Source organism: Labrys okinawensis (assembly GCF_002982075.1).
In the GTDB taxonomy this organism is placed as follows: Bacteria; Pseudomonadota; Alphaproteobacteria; order Rhizobiales; family Labraceae; genus Labrys; species Labrys okinawensis_A.
Window position 1 is genome coordinate 515,772 of the sequence record NZ_PUEJ01000004.1, and the last position, 21,448, is coordinate 537,219.

Here is a 21,448-nt window from a genome sequence, read left to right on the forward strand (position 1 = left end):
TCTCAATCGAACAGCCGGCCGGCTTTCCAGAGAAGATGCTCTAGTTCGAGAACCGTCATGGCCGACGCTATTCCTGCCCATATGCGCCCTGAACGCTCCTTTCAGGGCCTGATCCTGACCCTTCAGCGCTATTGGGCCGATCACGGCTGTGTGGTGCTGCAGCCCTATGACATGGAAGTGGGCGCCGGTACCTTCCACCCCGCCACCACCTTGCGTTCGCTCGGTCCCAAGGCCTGGAAAGCAGCCTATGTGCAGCCTTCGCGCCGTCCCAAGGACGGGCGTTATGGCGAGAACCCCAACCGCCTGCAGCATTATTACCAGTTCCAGGTCATCCTGAAGCCTTCGCCGCCGGAGCTGCAGGACCTTTATCTCGGCTCGCTTGCCGCCATCGGGCTCGATCCCCTGGTCCATGACGTGCGCTTCGTCGAGGACGATTGGGAGAGCCCCACGCTCGGGGCCTGGGGCCTGGGCTGGGAGTGCTGGTGCGACGGCATGGAAGTGTCGCAGTTCACCTATTTCCAGCAGGTCGCCGGCCAGGAATGCAACCCCGTCTCCGGGGAACTGACCTATGGCCTCGAACGCCTGGCCATGTATGTGCAGGGCGTCGAGAACGTCTACGACCTCAACTATAACGGCCGCGAAGGCGCCGAGAAGGTGACCTACGGCGATGTCTTCCTGCAGGCCGAGCAGGAATATTCGCGCCATAATTTCGAGCATGCCGACATCGAGATGCTCAAGCAGCACTTCATCGATGCCGAAAAGGAGTGCAAGGCCCTGCTCGCGGCCGGCGACAAGGGCAACCGACATCAGCTCGCCCTACCTGCCTATGACCAATGCATCAAGGCGAGCCACCGTTTCAACCTGCTCGACGCGCGCGGCGCCATCTCGGTGACGGAGCGCCAGAGCTACATCCTGCGCGTGCGCGAACTCGCCAAGGCCTGCGGCGAGGCGTGGGTCAAGACCGAAGCCGGCGGGGCCTAGCGCGACTACCCTCCCCTGCAGGGGGAGGGTCGACGCGAAGCGTCGGGGTGGGGTGCGCGACGGCGGGTTTCAAATGACCGGGCTGCAATTTCGATGAGCAGAAAGACGATATCGGACTTTCGCCGCACCACGGCTCAGCGTCTTCGCGCCGACACAACGGAAGCGGAAAGAAAACTCTGGCGAGCTTTGGAACGTTTGCCGCTTGAGGGTACCCATTTTCGCCGGCAAGCGCCGTTAGGATCTTATGTCGTCGATTTTCTATGTCCCGCAGCCAAACTCGTCATCGAGCTTGATGGTGAACAACATGGTCGCGAAGAGATCAAGGCTCGGGACGACATTCGGACCCGATGGCTCAATAGCCAGGGTTACAATGTCGTTCGTTTTTGGAATCACGAGATCTTCGACAATTTAGAAGGTGTCCTGGACACCCTTTATGCAGCTCTTTACGGAGAGTTGAATACGCCAGCAACTCGGTTTCGCCACATCAGATATGTGAAGGCAAGGCCGGCAGATCACCCCACCCCGACGCTACGCGTCGACCCTCCCCCTCCAGGGGAGGGTGAAGCTCAGTAGACCATCCCATGCCCGACCTCCTGCTCGAACTCTTCTCCGAGGAAATCCCCGCCCGCATGCAGGCCAAGGCGGCCGACGACCTCAAGAAAATGGTGACGGATGCGCTCGTCGAGCGTGGCGTCGTCTATGAGGGCGCCTCGGCCTATGCCACGCCGCGCCGTCTGGCCCTGACGGTGCACGGCCTGCCGATCCGCCAGCCCGACACGCGCGAGGAGCGCAAGGGCCCCCGTGTCGGCGCCCCCGACGGCGCGATCCAGGGCTTCCTGAAGGCGGCCGGCCTCGCCTCGCTCGATCAGGCGCGTATCGAAAGCGACCCAAAGAAGGGCGAGTTCTATGTCGCGGTGGTGGAAAAGGCCGGACGGGCCGTGCCCGACCTCATCGCCGAGATCGTGCCCGAGGTCATCCGCAGTTTCCCCTGGCCCAAATCCATGCGCTGGGGGTCGGGAAGCCTGCGCTGGGTGCGCCCGCTGCATTCGATCCTCTGCACCTTCGGCCCCGAGACCGAGGACCCGGAGGTGGTGCGCTTCGAGATCGAGGGCGTCGCCGTCGGCGATACCACCAAGGGCCATCGCTTCCTGGCGCCCGGCACCATCCAGGTGAGGCGCTTCGAGGATTATGTCGCCAAGCTGGAAGCGGCCAAGGTGGTGCTCGATCCGGCCCGCCGGCGCGACATCATCCTCACCGATGCCCGCAACCTCGCTTTCGCCCAAGGGCTGGAATTGGTCGAGGACGATGCCGTGCTGCACGAGGCCGCCGGCCTGGTGGAATGGCCGGTGGTGCTGATGGGCTCCTTCGAGGAGAGCTTCCTCTCGGTGCCGGACGAAGCGATCCAGGCTACCATCCGCGCCAACCAGAAGTGCTTCGTGGTGCGCAATCCCAAGACCGGGCGCCTTGCCAACCGCTTCATCCTAATTGCCAATATCGAGGCGAGCGATGGCGGAGCGGCCATCGTCGCCGGCAATGAGCGCGTCATCCGCGCCCGTCTGTCCGATGCCAAGTTCTTCTGGGAAACCGACCAGAAGCCCCTGCCCGGCTACGAAGATGAAGGCAAACCGCTCGACCAGCGTCTCGCCAAGATCGTCGCTTCGAACGTGGTGTTCCACGAGAAGCTCGGCACGCAGGGCCAGCGCATCGAACGCATCGCCTCTCTCGCCAGGGCGCTGGCCCCCGCCGTGGGTGCCGACCCGGCCAAGGCCGAGCGGGCAGCCAGGCTCGCCAAGGCTGACCTCGCCACCGAAATGGTCGGCGAATTCCCCGAATTGCAGGGGCTGATGGGCCGCTATTACGCCACGGCCCAGGGTGAGGACGCCGCCATCGCCGCCGCGCTGGAGGATCATTACCGGCCCAAGGGTGCCGGCGATAGCGCGCCGACCGATCCTGTCGCGGTCGCCGTGGCGCTCGCCGACAAGCTCGACACGCTGATCGGCTTCTGGACCATCGACGAGAAGCCGACCGGCAGCAAGGATCCCTATGCCCTTCGACGGGCCGCTCTCGGCGTCATCCGCCTGGTACTCGACAACAGGCTGCGCCTTCCGCTGCTGGCTGTCATCGCCAAGGCTCCCTTTGCCAAGAGCAACGACATCGCCGACGACCTCCTCGCCTTCTTCGCCGACCGCCTGAAGGTGCAGCTGCGCGAACAGGGCGCCCGGCACGATCTCGTCGACGCCGTCTTCGGCCTTGGCGGGCAGGACGATCTCCTGCTCATCGTCCGCCGCGTCGAGGCGCTCGGCCGCTTCCTCGGCAGCGAGGACGGCAAGGCCCTGCTGGCCGGGGCCAAGCGCGCCGCCAATATCCTGCGCATCGAGGAGAAGAAGGACGGCGCCGGGGCCTATGCCGGCGGCGCAGACGCCTCTCTTCTCACCGAGCCGGAGGAGAAGGGCCTGCAGGCGGCTCTGCAGACGGCGAGGCAGGCAGCCACCAGCGCCATCGACTCCGAGGATTATGAAGGTGCGATGACGGCCCTCGCGCAACTGCGCCGGCCCGTCGACGCCTTCTTCGACAAGATCCTCGTCAATGCCGAGGATGCCGCCCTGCGCCTCAACCGCTTGAAGCTGCTGGAGGAGATCCGGACGGCAACCCGCAGCGTGGCCGATTTCTCGCGCATCGAGGGCTGAAATCACGCTGCTCCTCGCCTCGATCCTCTCTGCCCGCGGCCAGAGGATAGAACCGAGGGGCAACGCGCCCTGACTGGCAAAGCCCGGAAAAACATTTGTTTAGGTCCAGGGCGGATTGTCATCCACAAGATGATCTTGCGCCGTTGCTCGTCGGTGCTATAGCGTTTTGCGATTAGACGGAGCCACCAAGAATCGCAAAGACGCGTCAGAACAATGAGTTAGAGCAAATAAGCGTTCACGCTTGAACGCGCTTTGCTCTAGGACTAGAGAGCCTTTATCAGATCCGCGTTTCTTGCCGCCAGGGACGCCTGCATGACCGTTTCTGACTCCGCTCTACAGCGTCCATCTCCCAATTGGGATGATTACCGTTATGTTCGCGCCGTCGCGGAGACCAAATCCCTCGCTGGCGCGGCAACGGCGCTCGGGGTCAACCATTCTACCGTGTTCCGCCGCATCAATGCCGTCGAGGAAATGCTCGGCGCCCGCCTGTTCGAGCGCGGGCGCAGCGGCTATGCGCTCACTGCGGCGGGGGAAGAGATGGTGGCGCTCGCCGGCCGCATGGCCGAGGACATCAGCGGCTTCGAGCGCCGTGTGGCGGGACGGGACGTCAAACCCTCCGGGGAACTGCGCGTCACCACCAATGACAGCATCATGGCCCACCTGGCGATGCCGGTCTTCACCAGCTTCCTGACCAGCTTTCCCGACATTCGCCTCGACGTCGTGGTCTCCAACCTGCCGCTGAACCTGTCCAAGCGGGACGCCGACATCGCGATCCGTGCCACATCGGCGCCCCCCGATACGCTGGTGGGGCGGCGGGTCTGCACCATTGCCTGGGCCATCTACGGCCCGGAGCGCCTGAAAGGGGCCGAACTCACGGATCTCTTCGCCGAGCGCTGGATCGCCACCGGCGAAGGGCTCTCCAACATCCCGCCGGCGCGTTGGGTGGAACGCGAAGTGCCGAACGAGCGCATCGTGTTGCGCCTCAACACCATTCTCGGCGTCGCCGAGGCCCTGCGGGCCGGCTTCGGCGTCGGCCTGCTGCCCTGCTATATCGGCGATACCCTGCCGCTGCCGCGCCTGTCCGAACCGCTGCCGGGCGTCGGCGCCGGCCTGTGGCTCCTGACCCATCCCGATCTCAAGCACTCGGCCAAGGTCCGCGTCTTCATGGACCATGGCTGGGACGCGCTGACGAAGCTGCGGCCCCTGCTGGAGGGAACCGGCGAAGCCTGAGCACCTGCTCCGCCAATCGGGCATCGCAGTTTTCGTTTCCCGCTACACCACCATCCCGGTCCGCCTGCCCGCTCCCCGATAGGCCAGCGCCGCTGCCGCCAGGGCCAAGGCGGCCAGGCCCGCGCCGATGCCCGGCAGATAGACGATCGGCACCCGCTCCACCGCGACGCCGCCCAGGGCCGTGCCGAGGCCGACCCCGATATGCATGGCCGACAGATTGAGGCTCACCCCCGCCTCCGCGGTATCGGGCCCCGTCGCGATCAGGAAACTCTGCACCACCGGCGAGATCATCCAGCTCAGGCAGGCCCAGACCATCATCACCGGAAAGAAGGCCAGGCTCGTGCCGGCTGCGAACGGGATCAGCACGAGCGCCGCGAGATAGCCTGCCGGGACCAGCACGATCGCCCGGCGCGGCGTGACCTTGTCGGCAGCGAGGCCGCCGAGATAGCCGCCCGAGACGCCGGCGACGCCGAAGGCGACGAAGCCCACTACGATTCCAGCGCCGGTGACGCCGAGGACGTCGGCAATATAAGGCGAAAGATAGCCGAACAGGACGAAGTGGCCTGATATCATCAGGATGGAAACGAGCTGGGCACTCGCCAATGGAGTGGAGCGCAGATGGGTCCCGTAATCAGGCGAGCCCTGCCGGCTGGCGCCGATGTCGGGCAGCTTCAGGCGGCAGACGATCAGGACGCCGGCAGCCAGGGCGGCAAGCGCCAGGAACACGCTGCGCCAGCCTGCAAGCGAGCTGACCAGCATGCCGATCGGCACGCCGAGCACCAGCGAGCCGCTGACCCCCATGAAGATCATGCCGATCGCCCGGCCTTTCATGCGCTCGTCGACGAGTTCGGTGGCGAGCATGGTCGCCAGCAATGCGATGGTGGCGCTCGCCGCCGCCATGCCGATGCGGGCGGCAAACAAAACGCCATAGCCGGGGCTGGCGGCGGCGAGGAGGTTGCAGAGGAGGAAGGCGGCAAGAGCGGCCGTGAAGGCGCCCTTGCGCTCGAAGCGCGCAGTCAGCAGCAGAGCGAGCGGCGCCGCCAGCGCAAAGGTGATCGAAAAGATCGCCGTGAGCTGGCCGGCCAGGCCGATGGAGACGCCGAGTCCGCCGGCGATGTCAGGCAGGATGCCGATGACGATGTTCTCGGCGGTGCCGGTGACGAAGGTGGCGAGTGCGAGGAGCAGGACGCGGCGATCCATCTGGTCTTCCCGATCATGAGACCTCGCGTTCGCGATCGGGATGGTGCCGACGATCCGCCTCGCGAGGACAAGGATGTCGGGTTTCGAGGCAGCGCTTCGGTTATCCCTCCGGGGCTCCGGATAGCATGGAGCGGGCGATTTTGGAACGGCGCCGGCGAATCCCGGGGCTCAGAACTCAGGTTGACGAGTGCCGTTAATACCCTCCCCTGGAGGGGGAGGGTAAAGAAAGGCCGCCTCGCTTTACGACGCAGTAGTGCTCAAACCGACACATGCCCCGCCCTTGACCCAGGCACCGGCGCCGGCCGAAGCTGGATTGCCGGGTCAAGCCCGGCAATGGCACAAGGCCGGCAAGCTCTGCCGTATCGGGTTTTGGCCGCCCCTCAGCCGATCTCGACCACCACCCGCCCCCTCACCTTGCCCTCCAGGATGCTGGCGGCGGTTTCGCGGACCTCGTCGAAGGGGATCGAGCTCGTCATGGCATCGAGCTTGTCGCGGTCGAGCTCGTTGGCAAGGCGCCGCCAGGCCTCCTGGCGGACGACCTGGGGGCATTGCACCGAATCGATGCCGAGCAATGAGACCCCCCGCAGGATGAATGGCATCACGCTGGACGGCAGGTCCGATCCACCTGCCAGGCCGCAAGCGGCGACGGCGCCGCCATATTTGATCTGCGACAATACATTGGCGAGGGTGAGCGAACCGACCGTATCGACGGCGCCGGCAAAGCGCTCCTTGCCGAGAGGGCGCAGGGGGCCGGTGAGTTCGGCCCGATCGATCACCTCGGAGGCGCCCAGATTCTTGAGATAATCGCCTTCTTCCGGGCGCCCTGTCGAGGCGATCACCGTGTAGCCGGCCCGCGCCAGCAAGGCGACGGCCGTGGAACCCACGCCGCCGGCGGCGCCGGTCACCAGCACCGGCCCGCGGGCGGGCGTGATGGCATGGGCCTCGAGCGCCATCAGGCTCAGCATCGCGGTATAGCCGGCGGTGCCGATCGCCATCGCCTGCGCATGCGTCATGCCATAGGGCACCCGCACCAGCCATTCGCCCTTGACGCGGGCCCGCTCGGCATAGCCGCCGAGATGGGTCTCGCCCACGCCCCAGCCATTGAGGATGACATGGTCGCCCGGATCCCAGTCCTTCGAGGAGGAGGCGATCACCTCGCCGGCGAAATCGACGCCCGGAATCATCGGAAAACGGCGCACCACCGGCCCCTTGCCGGTTATGGCAAGGCCGTCCTTGTAGTTGACGGTCGAGTGGGTGACCCGGACCGTGACGTCGCCATCCATGAGATCGCGCTCGTCGAACTCAGCGAAGTTGCAGGCATAGCCGGTATCCGGCTTGGTGACGACGAGAGCCTTGAAAGTCGACATGCACGCTCCTGCAATTGCTGTCTGGTGTCCAGATCGTGTCTTGGCGTTTTCGAGGCCCGAGCCGGTTATGGCAAGCGGAAAAATGGCCGCATGGTCGGCGATCCGTCACGCCGATCCGGCCAGCGATCCCTGGACAAAGCCATATCGAGCGTTCGGTCCAATTAATCCGACATATAAGGCCCTGGACACGTCGGTTCTTCAGACAAAAGCAGGGTCAGACGCAATTATTACACTCTGACACATTTTGTTATCCGGCCAACCTATCGATTTAGACGTTTGAAGAATTGAATTTATCGGCCGGCTGTGGAAAGGCTCTGCGCCAAATACGTGCCGGCGTAATCGGCCAATCCGAAATCACTGAGGAAGTGCAATGACGAAGTGGGTGTATGGGTTCGGCGACGGCAAGGCCGAAGGCGAACAGGGCATGAAAAACCTGCTGGGCGGCAAGGGCGCCAACCTGGCGGAGATGTCGAATCTGGGCCTTCCGGTGCCGCCCGGCTTCACCATCACCACGGAAGTCTGCACCTATTACTATGCCAACGAGCGGACCTATCCGCCAGAACTGAAGGGTCAGGTCGAAGCGGCCCTGGCCGAGATCGGCCGCATCACCGGCAAGGCCTTCGGCGATGCCAGGAACCCGCTGCTGGTCTCGGTGCGCTCGGGCGCCCGCGCCTCGATGCCGGGCATGATGGATACGGTGCTCAATCTCGGCCTCAATGACACCACGGTCGCCGCGGTGGCGGCAGCCTCCAACAACGAGCGCTTCGCCTGGGATTCCTACCGGCGTTTCATCACCATGTTCTCCGATGTGGTGCTCGGCGTCGACCACGGCCATTTCGAGGAGATCCTCGACACCTACAAGGAGCGCAAGGGCTATGTGCTCGACACCGATCTCCAGGCCGGCGACTGGAAGACGCTGGTCGGCCAATACAAGGCCCTGGTGCTCGAGGAGCTCGGCAAGCCCTTCCCCGAAGACCCGCAGGAGCAGCTCTGGGGCGCTGTCGGCGCCGTATTCGCTTCGTGGATGAATGCGCGCGCCATCACCTATCGCTCGCTGCACAACATTCCCGCCGAATGGGGCACGGGCGTCAATGTGCAGGCGATGGTATTCGGCAATCGCGGTGATACCTCGGCCACCGGCGTCGCCTTCACCCGCAATCCCTCCACCGGCGAGCATGCGCTCTATGGGGAGTTCCTGATCAACGCCCAGGGCGAGGACGTGGTGGCCGGCATCCGCACGCCGCAGCCGATCTCCAAGGCGGCCGCCCAGGCCGGCGCCTCGAACAAGCCCTCGATGGAGGAGGCGATGCCTGCCGCCTTCGCCGAATTCGTCGGCATCACCAAAGTGCTCGAGAAGCACTACCGCGACATGCAGGACATCGAGTTCACGGTCGAAGACAACAAGCTGTGGATGCTGCAGACGCGCTCGGGCAAGCGTACCGCCAAGGCCTCGCTGCGCATCGCGGTCGAAATGGCCAAGGAAGGCCTGATCAGCGAGGAAGAGGCCGTTGGCCGCGTCGATCCGGCGGCGCTCGACCAGCTCCTCCACCCCACCATCGATCCCAAGGCCGAGCGCATCGAGATCGCACGCGGCCTGCCGGCTTCCCCCGGTGCGGCCTCCGGCGAGATCGTCTTCACCTCCGAGGAGGCCGAAGCCGGCAAGGCGGCCGGCAAGACCGTCATCCTGGTGCGCCAGGAAACCAGCCCCGAGGACATCAAGGGCATGCTGGCGGCTTCCGGCATCCTCACCCGCCTGGGCGGCATGACCTCGCACGCCGCCGTGGTGGCGCGCGGCTGGGGCAAGCCCTGCGTCTCCGGCGCGGGCAGCATCCGCGTCGATGGTGCCAGCGGCACACTGATGGCCGGCGGCAAGACCTACAAGAAAGGCGACGTCATCACCATCGACGGCTCGACCGGGCAGGTGCTGGCCGGCAAGATCGCCATGGTGCAGCCCGAGCTTTCCGGCGAGTTCGCCGAGCTGATGGCCTGGGCCGACGGCGTCAGGCGCATGAAGGTGCGCACCAATGCCGAGACCCCGGCCGATGCCCGCCAGGCCCGCCAGTTCGGGGCCGAAGGTATCGGCCTGTGCCGCACCGAGCACATGTTCTTCGACGAAGGCCGCATCGTCGCCATGCGCGAAATGATCCTGGCCGACGACGAGAAGGGCCGGCGCGCAGCGCTCGCCAAGCTCCTGCCGATGCAGCGCGAGGATTTCCGCCAGCTCTTCGAGATCATGTCGGGCCTGCCGGTCACCATCCGTCTGCTTGACCCGCCGCTGCATGAGTTCCTGCCGCATTCGGAGGAAGAGATCGCCGAAGTCGCGGCGGCGATGGGCGCCTCGGCCGCCAAGCTGAAGTCGCGGGCCCAGGAGTTGCACGAGTTCAACCCGATGCTCGGCTTCCGCGGCTGCCGGCTGGCGATCGCCTTCCCGGAGATCGCCGAGATGCAGGCGCGCGCCATCTTCGAGGCGGCGGTCGAGGCCGCCGCCTCCACCGGCCAGCCGGTGACGCCGGAAATCATGGTGCCGCTGGTGGCGACGAGGACCGAACTCGACCTGGTCAAGGCCCGCATCGATGCCATGGCGCAGGCAGTGGAAAAGGAAAAGGGCGTCAAGCTGGTCTACCAGGTCGGCACCATGATCGAGCTGCCGCGCGCCGCCATCCGTGCCGGCGAGATCGCCGAGAGTGCCGAATTCTTCTCCTTCGGCACCAACGACTTGACGCAGACCACCATCGGCATCTCGCGCGACGACGCGGCCTCCTTCCTCGGCACCTATGTGCAGAAGGGCATCTTCGCCACCGATCCCTTCGTCTCGATCGACCAGGAAGGCGTCGGCGCGCTGGTGGAGATCGGCGTCGAGCGCGGCCGCAAGCAGCGCGCCAATCTCAAGCTCGGCATTTGCGGCGAGCATGGCGGCGATCCGGCTTCGATCGCCTTCTGCGAGCGCAGCGGGCTCGACTATGTCTCCTGCTCGCCCTTCCGCGTGCCGATCGCCAGGCTGGCGGCTGCCCAAGCAGCCCTGGAGGCCAAGAAGTAAGGCCTGGACCTTCCTCGGAATTCACCGAGGCGTCTTCGAGTTTGCACGACCTTTGTCATTGCCGGGTTTGACCCCGGCAATCCAGGTCGAGCCCGGCGATGACAATCTGCTTCGGACATCTCATTCCGGGGCCGTGACCATGCCCTGACCGATATCGACCTCTGGAACATCCGGGGCGAACACGTTCCGGCGGGCGCTGGCGAGAATGCGGGCGCCGACGCTGGCGGCGCTGCCGTTGATGCCTTTGTGCTCCAGCGCCTGCCACCACAAGGCAGCCACGCCCGAGACATGCGGGCAGGCCATGCTGGTGCCACTGATGGTATGAAGGCCGCCACCGGGCCAGGCCGAGGTGATGTCGACGCCGGGCGCCGCCACTGCCGCCAGCATGTTGGAAAAGGACGCCACCCTGTATGTGTCGGCGTCCCGTCCCACCGCCGCCACCGCGATCACGCCGTCGGCTGCCGCCGGCAGGGAAGCGGCGATGCGATAAGGCGTCACCGCCGCCCGTTTGCTCTCATTGCCCGCCGCCGCCACCACCAGCGGCGAAGTGCCGAGGGCGCCATGGGCCTTGAGCATTGCCATGATGGTATCGAGCATGCGCAGATTGCTGCGATAGCCCACCAGGGCCATCGAGGTGGCCGGCTCGATATCCCAGCCCTCCGAGGTCAGGCGTTTCACCAGACCGGGGAAATCGAAGCCCAGCGACATGGAGACGATATCGGCCTTCTCCGTCAGCGCCCATTGCAGGGCTTCGAAAATCATGCCGGAATCGCCCTTGCCGTCATTGCCGAGCACCTTGCCGATCAAGGCTTTGCCGACACCGCGCGCAATGCCGATACGCTGGCCGCCGACGTCCCGGCCGAAAATGGTGCCGGCGCAGTGCGTGCCATGGCCCTTGACGTCGCCATTGCCGCTGCCGGTGAAGTCCCTCTCGACCAGTGTTACGCCAGCAAAAGCCGGATGGGCGGCATCGATGCCGGTGTCGAGCACGGCAACCGTGACCCCGGCGCCGGTAAAGGGACTGGCATCGGCGCCGACGGCCGCGACGCCCCAGCTGGCGCCAGCCTCGGCTACCGCCGGTGCGGGGCTGTCGAGAGGCTCGATCAGCGCCGTCGGCATGTTCTCGGCATAGGAGATGTCCGGATCGGCCTCCAACTCGCGCAGGGCTTGGTCCGGCAGGGTCTCGACCGTGATTTCCGGCGGCTTGGGCTGGAGCCGCTCAAGCCCCATCCGACCGGGCTGGTCCGCCTTGGGCCGACGCAGAATGACATAGGATCGCATGACTTCCTCCTGCCTTGTCGCCGTACCGAACGTTCCGGTTCTCTCATGCGACAATCGGCGTTATCGCGCCGTGACAACGACCGACGGGGCTGTGGGCTGTTCCGCGGGATGCTTTGCCCCCGCCGGCGGCGTCGATATAAGGACATGATGGCTGGCTGTTCGCCGGCACGACAAAGGGGGCCTTGCATGTCGGGATTGGCACGAATTCTCGCGATCCTTGCCGTTATCGTAGTGGTGGTCGGGCTGGTGGTCAGCGGCGGCATCAACACCATTCCCACCGACGAGGAGAAGGCCAAGGCCGCCTGGAGCGAGGTCCAGAACCAGTATCAGCGCCGCGCCGATCTGGTGCCGAACCTGGTCGAGACCGTGAAGGGCTATGCCAAGCAGGAAGAAAAGGTGCTGACCGAAGTGGTCGAGGCCCGCGCCAAGGCGACCAGCGTGAAGATCGACGCCAGTACGATCACCGATCCCGAGAAGTTCAAGCAATTCCAGGAAGCGCAGCAGGGCCTGTCCGGTGCTCTCGGCCGCCTGATTGCCCTGCGGGAAGCCTATCCTGACTTGAAATCGAACCAGAACTTCCTGTCGCTGCAATCGCAGCTCGAAGGCACCGAAAACCGCATCGCCGTGGCGCGCAAGGACTATATCGAGGCGGTCCGGGTCTTCAACACCGACCTTCGCACCTTCCCGCAGAGCATCTACAAGGCGATCTTCTACAGCGGGACCAAGCCGATGGAGACCTTCAACGCCGCGCCGGAGAACCAGGCCGCCCCGAAGGTCAACTTCAACTGAGGCTTCGCGAGGCATGAGCAAGCAGGTGTTCTTCGGTGTGCCGGTCTTCTCGGCTCCATCGAGAGATGGAGCGGGACCGGCACGGGCCGCAGAGAATGCCGGTCTGAAGACCGGCAGACCATTTTGCGCTGCGCTCGCCTTGCTGCTTTTCTTCCTCGTTCCCGCCTTCGCCCTGAACTTTCCCATCCTGACGGACCGCGTGGTCGATCAGGCGGGCATCATTCCAGCCGGCGAGCGCGCCAGCCTCGACCAGTCCCTGAAGGCTCTGGAGGACAAGTCGAGCGACCAGCTCGTCGTCGTCACCCTCAAGAGCCTGGAAGGCCTGGAGATCGCCGATTACGGCTATCAGCTCGGCCGTCACTGGGGCATCGGCCAGGGCAAGCTCAACAATGGCGTGCTGCTCATCGTCGCCCCCAACGAACGCAAGGTGCGTATCGAGGTCGGCTATGGGCTTGAAGGCACGCTGACCGACGCGCTCTCCAGCGTGGTGATCCAGCAGGCGATCCTGCCCAAGTTCAAGGCCGGCGACATACCAGCCGGCATCAAGGCCGGCGTCGCCGCCATCGAGGATGTGCTGCTCAACAATGAGAGCGAATGGAAGCAGCGGGCCAAGGATGGCGCCCGCAGCGACGAAGGCTTCGATCCTCAGACCGTCTTCGTGATTTTCTTCATTCTGTTCTTCATCTTCGTGATTGCCTCGGGCTGGATCGATTCCTCGCGCGGCGGCCCCCGCGGGCCGGGTGCCCGGCGGCGGGGCTCCGGCCCTGTCTTCATCCCGACCTCGTCGGGTTGGGGCGGCGGCTCGGGCTGGGGCGGAGGATCATCCGGCGGCGGTTTTTCCGGCGGAGGCGGCTCCTTCGGCGGCGGCGGTTCGAGCGGGAGCTGGTGAGATGACCCGTGTATTGACGCAGGACGATCATCGCCGCATCGCGGCGGCCATCACCGCGGCGGAAGCGGGCACGTCCGGCGAGATCTACTGCGTCGTCAGCCATGCCGTAGCGAGCTATCGCTGGATCCCGGTAACCCTGGGCGCAGTGGCCGTGCTGCTCACTCCGGTGCTGATCGGCCTGCTGGCGCCGGATCTGCTGCACGCCTCGCTGTTCGGCGAGCCGTGGAGCAGCGGCAATTTCAGCCAGGCCGACATGGCGTCCGCCCTCAGAAAGGGGCTGCTCACCCTCAGCCTGACCCAGATCGCCGTCTTCGTGGTGGTGACCGCCCTGAGCTGGCCGCAGCGCGTGCGGCTCTGGTTTGCCCCGCCGCCCATGCGCCGCCACAAGGTGATGCTTGCGGCCCGCAGCCAGTTCCTGGCCCAGGGATTGCAGCAGACCGCCGACCGCACCGGTCTCCTCCTCTTTATCGCCATGGCCGAGCGGCAGGCTGTGCTGATCGCCGACGAAGGCATCAACGCCAAAGTCGAGCAGCAGGTCTGGGACGATACCATCGATGGCCTGACCAAGGCCGCCGCCGCCGGACGCCTCGCCGAGGGCCTGGTTGCCGCCATCGGCCAATGCGGGGGCCTGCTGGCGCAGCATTTTCCGCCTGAGAGCCAGCCGCAGAACCAACTGCCGAACCGTGTGGTGGAGCTGTAGGGCTCATACCAACAGCATTGATGCTTGACAGATCAAGCACCGTCATTGCGAGCGTAGCGAAGCAATCCAGGGGCCGTGAGCTTTGTGCCTTCAAGCCCTGGATTGCTTCGCTGCGCTCGCAATGACGGATCAGCTTTAGGCCTGTCCTGATATCATTCGCCCGTCAGCGCCTCGTCGAAGCGGCGCCAGCTGTCGGTGAGGTCGAGCACGGCGCGGCTGGCGCGGGCCTCGTCCATCTTGATGGCGGTCAGGCCAGCCGCGAGCGCGTCCACCACCGAGACCGGCAGCGGCGCGCCGTCGATCAGGTGCTTGCCGATATCGGCGGCCATCTGCTCGTCGGCGCCGTAATGGGCGGAGAGCTCCGTCGTCTCATAGCTCTTGTCGATCAGCTTTTGCGAGGTGCGCGCATCATGCACCCGGAAGTAATTGCGCACGAAATCCCCTTCGGCCATGCCTTTGGAGCCGATCACGCAGAAGCGCCGGAATTCGTCGGGCACGTTGATATTGGTGTGGAAATTGAGGGCGACGCCATTCTCGAATTCGACGATCGCCACCTGGAAATCGATGATGTCTGCATCGGAATCGAACACCTTGTCCGTGCTCAGCCAACCGCTCGGCTTGCGGTGATAAACCTCCATGTCGTTGACACCCTCGGCGCTGGGCGCATTGCCCGGCAGGAAGGTGCGGCGGCCGCCGAAGCTTGCCACCCGCACCGGGCGCGAGCCGACCAGACCCTGATAGAGGTCGATGTCGTGGCAGCATTTTTCCAGCATGAAGCCGCCGGAATAATGCTGATAGCGCCGCCAGTCACGCATGAAGAAGGCCCCGTGATAGGGCGCCAGATGCTCGGAGGCCTCGATCGAGACGATGTCGCCCAGCACGCCCTCGTCGCGCATGCGCGTGAGGTCGCGATAGAGCGAGGCATAGCGCAGCACCAGGCCGACCATCACGCTGTCGGTGCCGTGGGTGCGAAGGAGTTCGAGCAGCTTGAAGGTGTCTTCCTGCGAGGTCACCACCGGCTTTTCGGCGAAGACCTTGACGCCATGCTCGAGCCCCGCCCGAATATGGTCCAGATGCATCGCATTCGGCGAGCCGACCATCAGGAGATCGAGCGTCTCGGCGGCGAGCAAGGCATCAGGGCTGTCATGGGCGCGGCCCGCTGCGATGCCATGCTCCTTCATATAGCCCAGGCCTGCCGGCGCGGGATCGACATAGCCGACCACGGTGAAGCCCGGCACCATCAGACTGAAGATGCGGGCAAGATAGCCCATGCGATAGCCGAGCCCGATGATGCCGACCTTCATTCCGCCTACTCCGTGACTGTTCGGACAATTCCTACAGGCCTTCCGCGAACGATTGAACACATCCTTGGTGGCAGGGAGCGTTCGCCCACAGCCTGGAGGCGTCTCATTTCACAGCTCCCGCCGTAAGGCCCTGGATGAAATTGCGCTGGAAGATCAGATAGACCACGATGATCGGAGCCACGATGATCACCGCTCCTGCCGTCAGGGTCGGGATGTCGACGATATAGCGTCCCTGGAAGAACAGCATGCCGATCGGCAGCGTGCGCACTTCGTCGTTGTTGACCAGGATCAGCGGGATCAGGAATTCGTTCCAGGTCCAGATGAACAGGAAGAGCGCGAGCGTCGACATCGCCGGCTTCATCAAGGGCAGGATGACGTGGCGCAGCACCTGCAGCCGCGTGGCGCCGTCGATCACGGCGGCATCGACGAGTTCGGTCGGCAATTGCCGCATGGCACTCGCCATGAACAGGGTGGCGAAGGGGATCGACATGCCGATCTGCGGCAGGATAAGCGCCCAATAGGTGTTGAGCAGACCGAGCCAGCGGAACTCGTGGAACAGCGGAATGATGAAAGCCTCGGTCGGCACCATCATGCCCAGCGTCAGCATCGCAAAGAGCATGCGCTTGAGCGGCAGCGTGAGAAAGGCGAAGGCAAAGCCCGAAAGGATGCCGAGCACGATGGAAATGCCGACCACCGGCACCACCACCAGGATGGAATTGAGGAAATAAGTGTCGAAATGCCCGTCCACCCAGGCCCGGGCGAAATTTTCGAAATGCGGCTGCTGCGGCAGCGCGAAGGCGCCGGCCAGAACGTCCTTCTGGCTCTTGAGCGAGGTCAGCACCAGGAGCGCGAAGGGCGCGACGGTCAGCAGGGCAAACAGCCACAACAGGGCCCGAAGCGGCAGCAAGGCAGACGCGGTACGCGAGGAGGCCGCCATCAGTGCTCCCTCTCCCGTTCCGGCATGAAACGGTGGATCGCCCCGTTCACGATGAAAATCAGGATCGCGCCGATCACCGCAACCGCCGAGGCATAGCCGTAGCGCCCGAGATCGAAGCCGAGCTGATACATGTAGAGATTGGGCACCAGGGTCGCGTTGGCGGGGGCGCCCCGCGTCATGGTGAAAACGAGGTCGAAATTCTTGATCGAGAATATGATGGTCAAGAGCAGCACGATGCGCACTTCCGGCAGCAGCGAGGGCACGCTGATATGGCGGAAGGACTGCAGGGGCGTAGCGCCGTCGACCTTGGCGGCGTCGTAGAGCGAGGGCTCGATGCGCTGCAGGCCGGACATGAAGATGGCCATGCAGAAACCGGCATAATACCAGGTGGCGACGAGGCCGACCGCTGGCAGGGCGAAGGTGAAGCTGCCGAGCCAGGGCAGAGCGAGCGATTTCAGGCCGATCGCCTTCAGGGCCTGGTTCAACGGCCCGAAGGCGGGATTGTAGAGCCAGCGCCAGATGATGCCGAGCACGGCGGTGGGCATCACATAGGGCATGAAATAGAGGGTGCGCAGGACAAGCTGCTCGCGCGAATGGATCGAGGTGACGATGGCCGCCATCGCCAGGCCGAGCAGCAGCGGCAGCGCCACATAGAAGATCAGCAGAACCAGATTGTTCTTGAGCGCGACATAGAACACCGGATCGGAGAACAGCGCGGCATAGTTCTCCAGCCCGACGAAGCGCGGCGCGCTGATGCCGTCCCAGGCCGTGAATCCAAGCACGATGGAACTGAGGATCGGCACCAGCACGAAGGCGCCATAGATCAGAAGCGACGGCAATATGTAGAGAAGGTTGCGATATTTGGAAGCGTCGAGCATAGGCGCGGCTGGCCTTCCTGAGGCGTTGATCAAAGAGGGCGCGGCTTCCTTCTCCCCTGCGGGAGAAGGAGTGTCGCGCTTCTCAGGGGACCGATCCGGGGATCGTCCCTATTTCTTCAGGCTTGCCATATAGCCCTGATAATCCTTGTCGACGGCAGCGACGAAGGCCTCCGGCGTCTCTTCCTTGGCGATCACCCGGGTCAGGCCATCGGTCAGGGTCTTCAGCATGGTGGGGCTGGCCCAATCGGGATAGTGGCCGAGGGCATTGGCGGCATTGACCGTATTCCACACCTTGATGGTCTCGCCGAGCAAGGCGGGGATCTGCACCTTGTCGGGCTTTTCGAGGGCTGCCACCGGCAGGTAGCCCGCCGCCGCCCAGGCTGCCGCGGCATCGTCGGACAGAAGGTAGTTGATATAGTCGGCGGCCAGGTCCTGCGTCGCCTTGTCCTTGGCGAGCGCCGTGATGGTCCAGGCCAGCTCGACCCCGCCGACCACGAGCGGATCCTTCACGCTGGCCGCGGGCGGCAGCGCCATGAAGTGGATGTCGGGATTGGCCTGCATGTCGCCGAGCCGCCAGGTGCCGCTGATCAGAAAAGCACCCTGGCCGCCCACGAAGAGCTGCACGGCATCGTCATCCGCGATGCCCTGGAAACCGTCGTTGAAGGCTCCGCCATTGGCCCAATCCTGAACCTGCTTGGCGGCAGCGACATTGCCGGGCGTGTTCCAGCTGCCGCCCCGGCCATAGACGAGATCGTCGAGGCTCTTGCGGTCGGCGGCGCCGATCATGGCCTGCGACAGGGAGGCAAACATGTGCAGGGCCATGTCACCCTTGGTCGTGCCGAGGGTGAAGGGCGTGACGCCCTTGGCCTTCAGCGTCTCCACATCCTTGGCCAGTTCATCCAGCGTGGCCGGCGGCTTGTCGATGCCGGCTTCCTTCAGCACCTTGGCGTTGTAGTAAAGGCCGACCAGTTCGCCGAGCGCCGAAATGCCATAGGTCGGCCCCGTGCCGAATTCGCCCTTGTCGGACCAGCGGTCGCGCGCGAGCACGCCGTCGGACTGCTTCTTGTCCCAGCCATATTTGCTGATATAGGCGTCGAGGGGCAGCAGCAGCTTCTCCTTGACCAGGGCTCCCATCTGTTGCGCGCCCTGATTGGCCTTGGTGACAGCCGGCCCTCCGCCGGAGGAGAGCGTCAGCTTGAGCGTCAGCCCCAGATCCTCGAAGGTGCGTGCCGTCCGGGCGATCTTCACGCCGGGATGGGCCGCCTCGAACTTGGCATTGATCTCCGAAATCACTTTGGCCTGGGACGGCAGAGCCTGATCGTCCCAGACGGTCAGCGTCTGCGCCCCGGCGCTCTCGGGGGCAGTTCCCCACCACAGGGCGGCGAGTGCCAGGGAAGGCAGGAGCCGACACAATACAAATCTGGTTCTCAAATACGACGTCCCCGTCCGCAACATCGGCAATTCCTCCCTGCGTTGCGTTTGCACCGGATACTCGCCGCCGCGGAGAAGAGCAGAAGCGGCAGCGTCTCTCTCATCGTCGGCGCTACCATCATTGGGAAGCGTGCCCTTGGCAAGCTGCATTTGTAATACCAGTCCGCATTGGGCCTCACCCGCGGAACGACACCGGACCGGAGGGTCGATCTCAGATCGGCCCTCCGGGAAATACTGCACCTTGCGGCACGAACGATGCCGACCGGAGGCCGACACTCCGCATCGCCAGCGCCTGCTTTGGCGAAATGCGACTGCAATGCTATGGCATTTTGAGATTAGACGGCGTCACCACGAATCGCAAAGACGCGTTGAAACAAAGAGATAGAGCAAAAAGCGTTCACGCCTGAACGCTTTTTGCTCTAGGTAAGGCCGGGTGGGAGAATCCGACCCTGGACCATTCCATCCCTCGAAGTCAGCACGGGAGCGCAGCCTTGGCCGAGAATCCTGTCATCCGTCCCGCCACCGAGGCCGACCGCCCTGCCCTCTACGAAATCTGCCTGCGCACGGCCGACAATGGTTCCGACGCCAGCCATCTCTATTCCGAGCCGCGCCTACCCGGCTTCATCTGGGCGGCGCCCTATCAGGCCATCGCCCCCGACTTCGCCTTCGTGCTCGATGCCGGCGGCGGAGCCGTGGGCTATGTCGTCGCCGCCCCCGACACCGCTGCCTTCGCCGCCAGGCTCGAACGCGAATGGTGGCCCGATGTCCGCCGGCTCGTCGCCGGCCTCGCGCCGCGCACGGCCAGTGACGAAAGGGTTCTGGCCTTGATTCGCCAGCCGGAGACGAAGGATCCGGCCATGCTCGCCGGCTATCCGGCGCACCTCCACATCAATCTGCTGCCGCCGTTCCAAAGCAGCGGCTGGGGCCGTCGCCTAGTCGAAACCGAACTCGCGGCCCTGCGTGCCGGGGGCGTGCCGGGCTTGCACCTCGGCGTCAGTGCCGGCAACACCAAGGTGCTCGGCTTCTACGAAAAGCTGGGTTTCCGCGAGATCGCGCGGCCTGCGAGCATCTATATGGGCATGCGGCTGTAGCGGCGTCGGCGCGCACGGGTCCGTCCCGCCGGTCCCTTCGAATGCCGGGCTGACGCAACGTCTTTCCGGCTTCCCATGCGGCTCCTTCCGTTTTACCAACGGGGAGGCGTTTTGCGATTTGGCAGAATCGCCACGAATCGCGAAGACGCATCGAACCAAAGAGTGAGAGCAAACGAGCGTTGCCGTCTAAACGCGCTTTGCTCCTGGACGCCGCTCGGTGACAGTTCAATTCGGGAAGACATCATGCCGGCACCGCATTCCGACGCTTTCGTTCTCTTCGGCGCCACGGGTGATCTCGCCTTCAAGCAGATCTTTCCGGCCCTTTACGCCATGGTCCGCCGCAACGTGCTGACCGTTCCGGTCATCGGCGTCGCCTTCGATCCCTGGGATGTGGAGAAGCTGCGCGCCCGGGCCCGCGAGAGCACGGTGAAAGCCTATGGCGATGCCTTCGACGAGAGCGTATTCGCCCGGTTTTCCGATCTTCTCGGTTATGTCAGCGGCGATTATCGCAGCCCAGAGACCTTCGCCAAGCTGAAGGCGGCCCTGGGCCAGGCGAACCGCCCCCTGCATTATCTGGCCATCCCGCCGAGCCTGTTCGAAACGGTGGCTCAGGGCCTGCAGCAATCGGGCTGCGCCGCCAATGCCAGGCTGATGGTGGAAAAGCCTTTCGGGCATGACGAGGCCTCCGCCAAGGAGCTCAACGCCGTGCTGCATCGCTTCTTCGACGAGAGCGCCATCTTCCGCATCGATCATTATGTCGGTAAGGAAGCCATCCAGAACCTGCTCTATTTCCGCTTCGCCAATGCCTTCCTCGAACCGATCTGGAATCGCAATTTCATCGAGAGCATTCAGATCACCATGGCCGAGAATTTCGGCGTGCAGGGCCGCGGCAAGTTCTATGACGAGGTCGGCACGATCAGGGACGTGATCCAGAACCATCTCGTCAACGTCCTGATCCTGCTCGCCATGGAGCCGCCGGCCGGCCGGCTCGAGGACGATCTGATCGAGGAAAAGGTCAAGATCTTCAAGGCGATCCGCACGCTGACACCGCAGGACGTGGTACGCGGCCAGTTCGTCGGCTATCATGACGAGCCCGGCGTGGCGCCGAACTCCACCGTGGAGACCTTCGCCGCCGTCAGGATGTTCGTCGATTCCTGGCGCTGGGCGGACGTGCCGTTCTATATCCGCGCCGGCAAGAACCTGCCCGTGCGCTGCACCGAAGTGGTGGTCCGGTTCCGCAAGCCGCCGCACGACGTGTTCGCCGAACGGCTGCAGGGACCTGCCAACGAACTAAGGTTCCGCATCAATCCGCAGATCACCATCGGCCTCGGCTCACGCATCAAGGCGCCCGGCGAGAACCTGGTCGGCGAGCCGGTCGAGCTCGTGGCCGTCGACGACGGCACCGGCGACCTCGCCCCCTATGAGCGCCTGATCGGCGACGCCATGGAAGGCGACAACGCCCTGTTCACCCGGCAGGACGCCGCCGAAATCGCCTGGCGTATCTTCGATCCCGTCATCGGCAATGTCGTGCCCGTCACTCCCTATCAGCCCGGCAGCTGGGGACCACCGACCATGGCCGGCTTCGAGCCGCCTTTCGGCTGGGTCGACCCGACGGTGTGAGGGGCCGCCTATGAAGGGCGACACTG

General features: G+C 64.6%; 17 protein-coding genes. 10 read left to right on the top strand and 7 right to left on the bottom strand.

Going from position 1 to position 21,448, the window contains the following annotated elements; translation table 11 throughout:
• Positions 1 to 57 precede the first annotated feature (57 nt).
• From C5L14_RS12760 to C5L14_RS12775, 4 genes are all read left to right on the top strand, one after another.
• Complete coding sequence (locus C5L14_RS12760) at positions 58 to 981, top strand: glycine--tRNA ligase subunit alpha (RefSeq protein ID WP_105862408.1); 924 nt, start codon at positions 58 to 60, stop codon at positions 979 to 981.
• Positions 982 to 1,074: 93 nt separating this feature from the next.
• Positions 1,075 to 1,554, top strand: coding sequence for an endonuclease domain-containing protein (locus C5L14_RS12765; protein WP_105862409.1), 480 nt, complete (start codon positions 1,075 to 1,077; stop codon positions 1,552 to 1,554).
• Between the two features lie 8 nt (positions 1,555 to 1,562).
• On the top strand, positions 1,563 to 3,668 hold the full coding sequence (gene glyS, locus C5L14_RS12770) for a glycine--tRNA ligase subunit beta (protein WP_105862410.1): 2,106 nt from the start codon (positions 1,563 to 1,565) through the stop codon (positions 3,666 to 3,668).
• Positions 3,669 to 3,980: 312 nt separating this feature from the next.
• Positions 3,981 to 4,898, top strand: a complete 918-nt coding sequence (locus C5L14_RS12775; protein WP_105862411.1) for a LysR family transcriptional regulator — start codon at positions 3,981 to 3,983, stop codon at positions 4,896 to 4,898.
• A 42-nt stretch (positions 4,899 to 4,940) separates the two neighbouring features.
• On the opposite strand, the gene C5L14_RS12780 is transcribed toward C5L14_RS12775, so the two are convergent.
• Positions 4,941 to 6,098, bottom strand: coding sequence for an MFS transporter (locus C5L14_RS12780; RefSeq protein WP_105862412.1), 1,158 nt, complete (start codon positions 6,096 to 6,098; stop codon positions 4,941 to 4,943).
• Positions 6,099 to 6,478: 380 nt separating this feature from the next.
• Positions 6,479 to 7,465: an MDR family oxidoreductase gene (locus C5L14_RS12785; RefSeq protein WP_105862413.1), complete on the bottom strand. Its 987-nt coding sequence runs from the start codon at positions 7,463 to 7,465 to the stop codon at positions 6,479 to 6,481.
• Between the two features lie 370 nt (positions 7,466 to 7,835).
• Between C5L14_RS12785 and ppdK the strand changes: the two genes are divergently transcribed.
• Entirely contained in the window at positions 7,836 to 10,502 is a 2,667-nt protein-coding gene (gene ppdK / locus C5L14_RS12790; RefSeq protein ID WP_105862414.1) for a pyruvate, phosphate dikinase, read from the top strand.
• Positions 10,503 to 10,622: 120 nt separating this feature from the next.
• On the opposite strand, the gene C5L14_RS12795 is transcribed toward ppdK, so the two are convergent.
• Entirely contained in the window at positions 10,623 to 11,783 is a 1,161-nt protein-coding gene (locus tag C5L14_RS12795; RefSeq protein WP_105862415.1) for a S8 family peptidase, read from the bottom strand.
• 186 nt (positions 11,784 to 11,969) lie between these two features.
• Here C5L14_RS12795 and C5L14_RS12800 point away from each other — a divergent pair, with 186 nt between their 5' ends.
• Genes C5L14_RS12800 through C5L14_RS12810 form a run of 3 tightly spaced genes read left to right on the top strand, consistent with a single transcriptional unit; the run spans position 11,970 to position 14,161 of the window.
• Positions 11,970 to 12,572 carry a LemA family protein gene (locus C5L14_RS12800; protein ID WP_105862416.1) on the top strand — a complete coding sequence of 201 codons (603 nt, stop codon included), beginning with the start codon at positions 11,970 to 11,972 and terminating at the stop codon, positions 12,570 to 12,572.
• 13 nt (positions 12,573 to 12,585) lie between these two features.
• On the top strand, positions 12,586 to 13,461 hold the full coding sequence (locus tag C5L14_RS12805; protein WP_105862417.1) for a TPM domain-containing protein: 876 nt from the start codon (positions 12,586 to 12,588) through the stop codon (positions 13,459 to 13,461).
• Between the two features lies 1 nt (position 13,462).
• On the top strand, positions 13,463 to 14,161 hold the full coding sequence (locus C5L14_RS12810) for a TPM domain-containing protein (protein ID WP_105862418.1): 699 nt from the start codon (positions 13,463 to 13,465) through the stop codon (positions 14,159 to 14,161).
• Positions 14,162 to 14,313: 152 nt separating this feature from the next.
• On the opposite strand, the gene C5L14_RS12815 is transcribed toward C5L14_RS12810, so the two are convergent.
• The 4 genes from C5L14_RS12815 to C5L14_RS12830 form a co-directional block, all read right to left on the bottom strand.
• Positions 14,314 to 15,465 carry a Gfo/Idh/MocA family protein gene (locus C5L14_RS12815; RefSeq protein WP_105862419.1) on the bottom strand — a complete coding sequence of 384 codons (1,152 nt, stop codon included), beginning with the start codon at positions 15,463 to 15,465 and terminating at the stop codon, positions 14,314 to 14,316.
• Between the two features lie 103 nt (positions 15,466 to 15,568).
• On the bottom strand, positions 15,569 to 16,402 hold the full coding sequence (locus C5L14_RS12820; RefSeq protein ID WP_105862420.1) for a carbohydrate ABC transporter permease: 834 nt from the start codon (positions 16,400 to 16,402) through the stop codon (positions 15,569 to 15,571).
• A complete protein-coding gene (locus tag C5L14_RS12825) occupies positions 16,402 to 17,280 on the bottom strand; it encodes a carbohydrate ABC transporter permease (protein ID WP_105862421.1) in 879 nt (292 codons plus the stop codon). The genes C5L14_RS12820 and C5L14_RS12825 overlap by 1 nt, the downstream gene beginning before the upstream one ends.
• Before the next feature lie 108 nt (positions 17,281 to 17,388).
• Positions 17,389 to 18,711: an extracellular solute-binding protein gene (locus C5L14_RS12830; protein ID WP_245196893.1), complete on the bottom strand. Its 1,323-nt coding sequence runs from the start codon at positions 18,709 to 18,711 to the stop codon at positions 17,389 to 17,391.
• 491 nt (positions 18,712 to 19,202) lie between these two features.
• Here C5L14_RS12830 and C5L14_RS12835 point away from each other — a divergent pair, with 491 nt between their 5' ends.
• Positions 19,203 to 19,802, top strand: a complete 600-nt coding sequence (locus C5L14_RS12835; RefSeq protein ID WP_105862423.1) for a GNAT family N-acetyltransferase — start codon at positions 19,203 to 19,205, stop codon at positions 19,800 to 19,802.
• 243 nt (positions 19,803 to 20,045) lie between these two features.
• Positions 20,046 to 21,422: a glucose-6-phosphate dehydrogenase gene (zwf, locus tag C5L14_RS12840; protein WP_105862424.1), complete on the top strand. Its 1,377-nt coding sequence runs from the start codon at positions 20,046 to 20,048 to the stop codon at positions 21,420 to 21,422.
• The last annotated feature ends 26 nt before the right edge of the window (positions 21,423 to 21,448 follow it).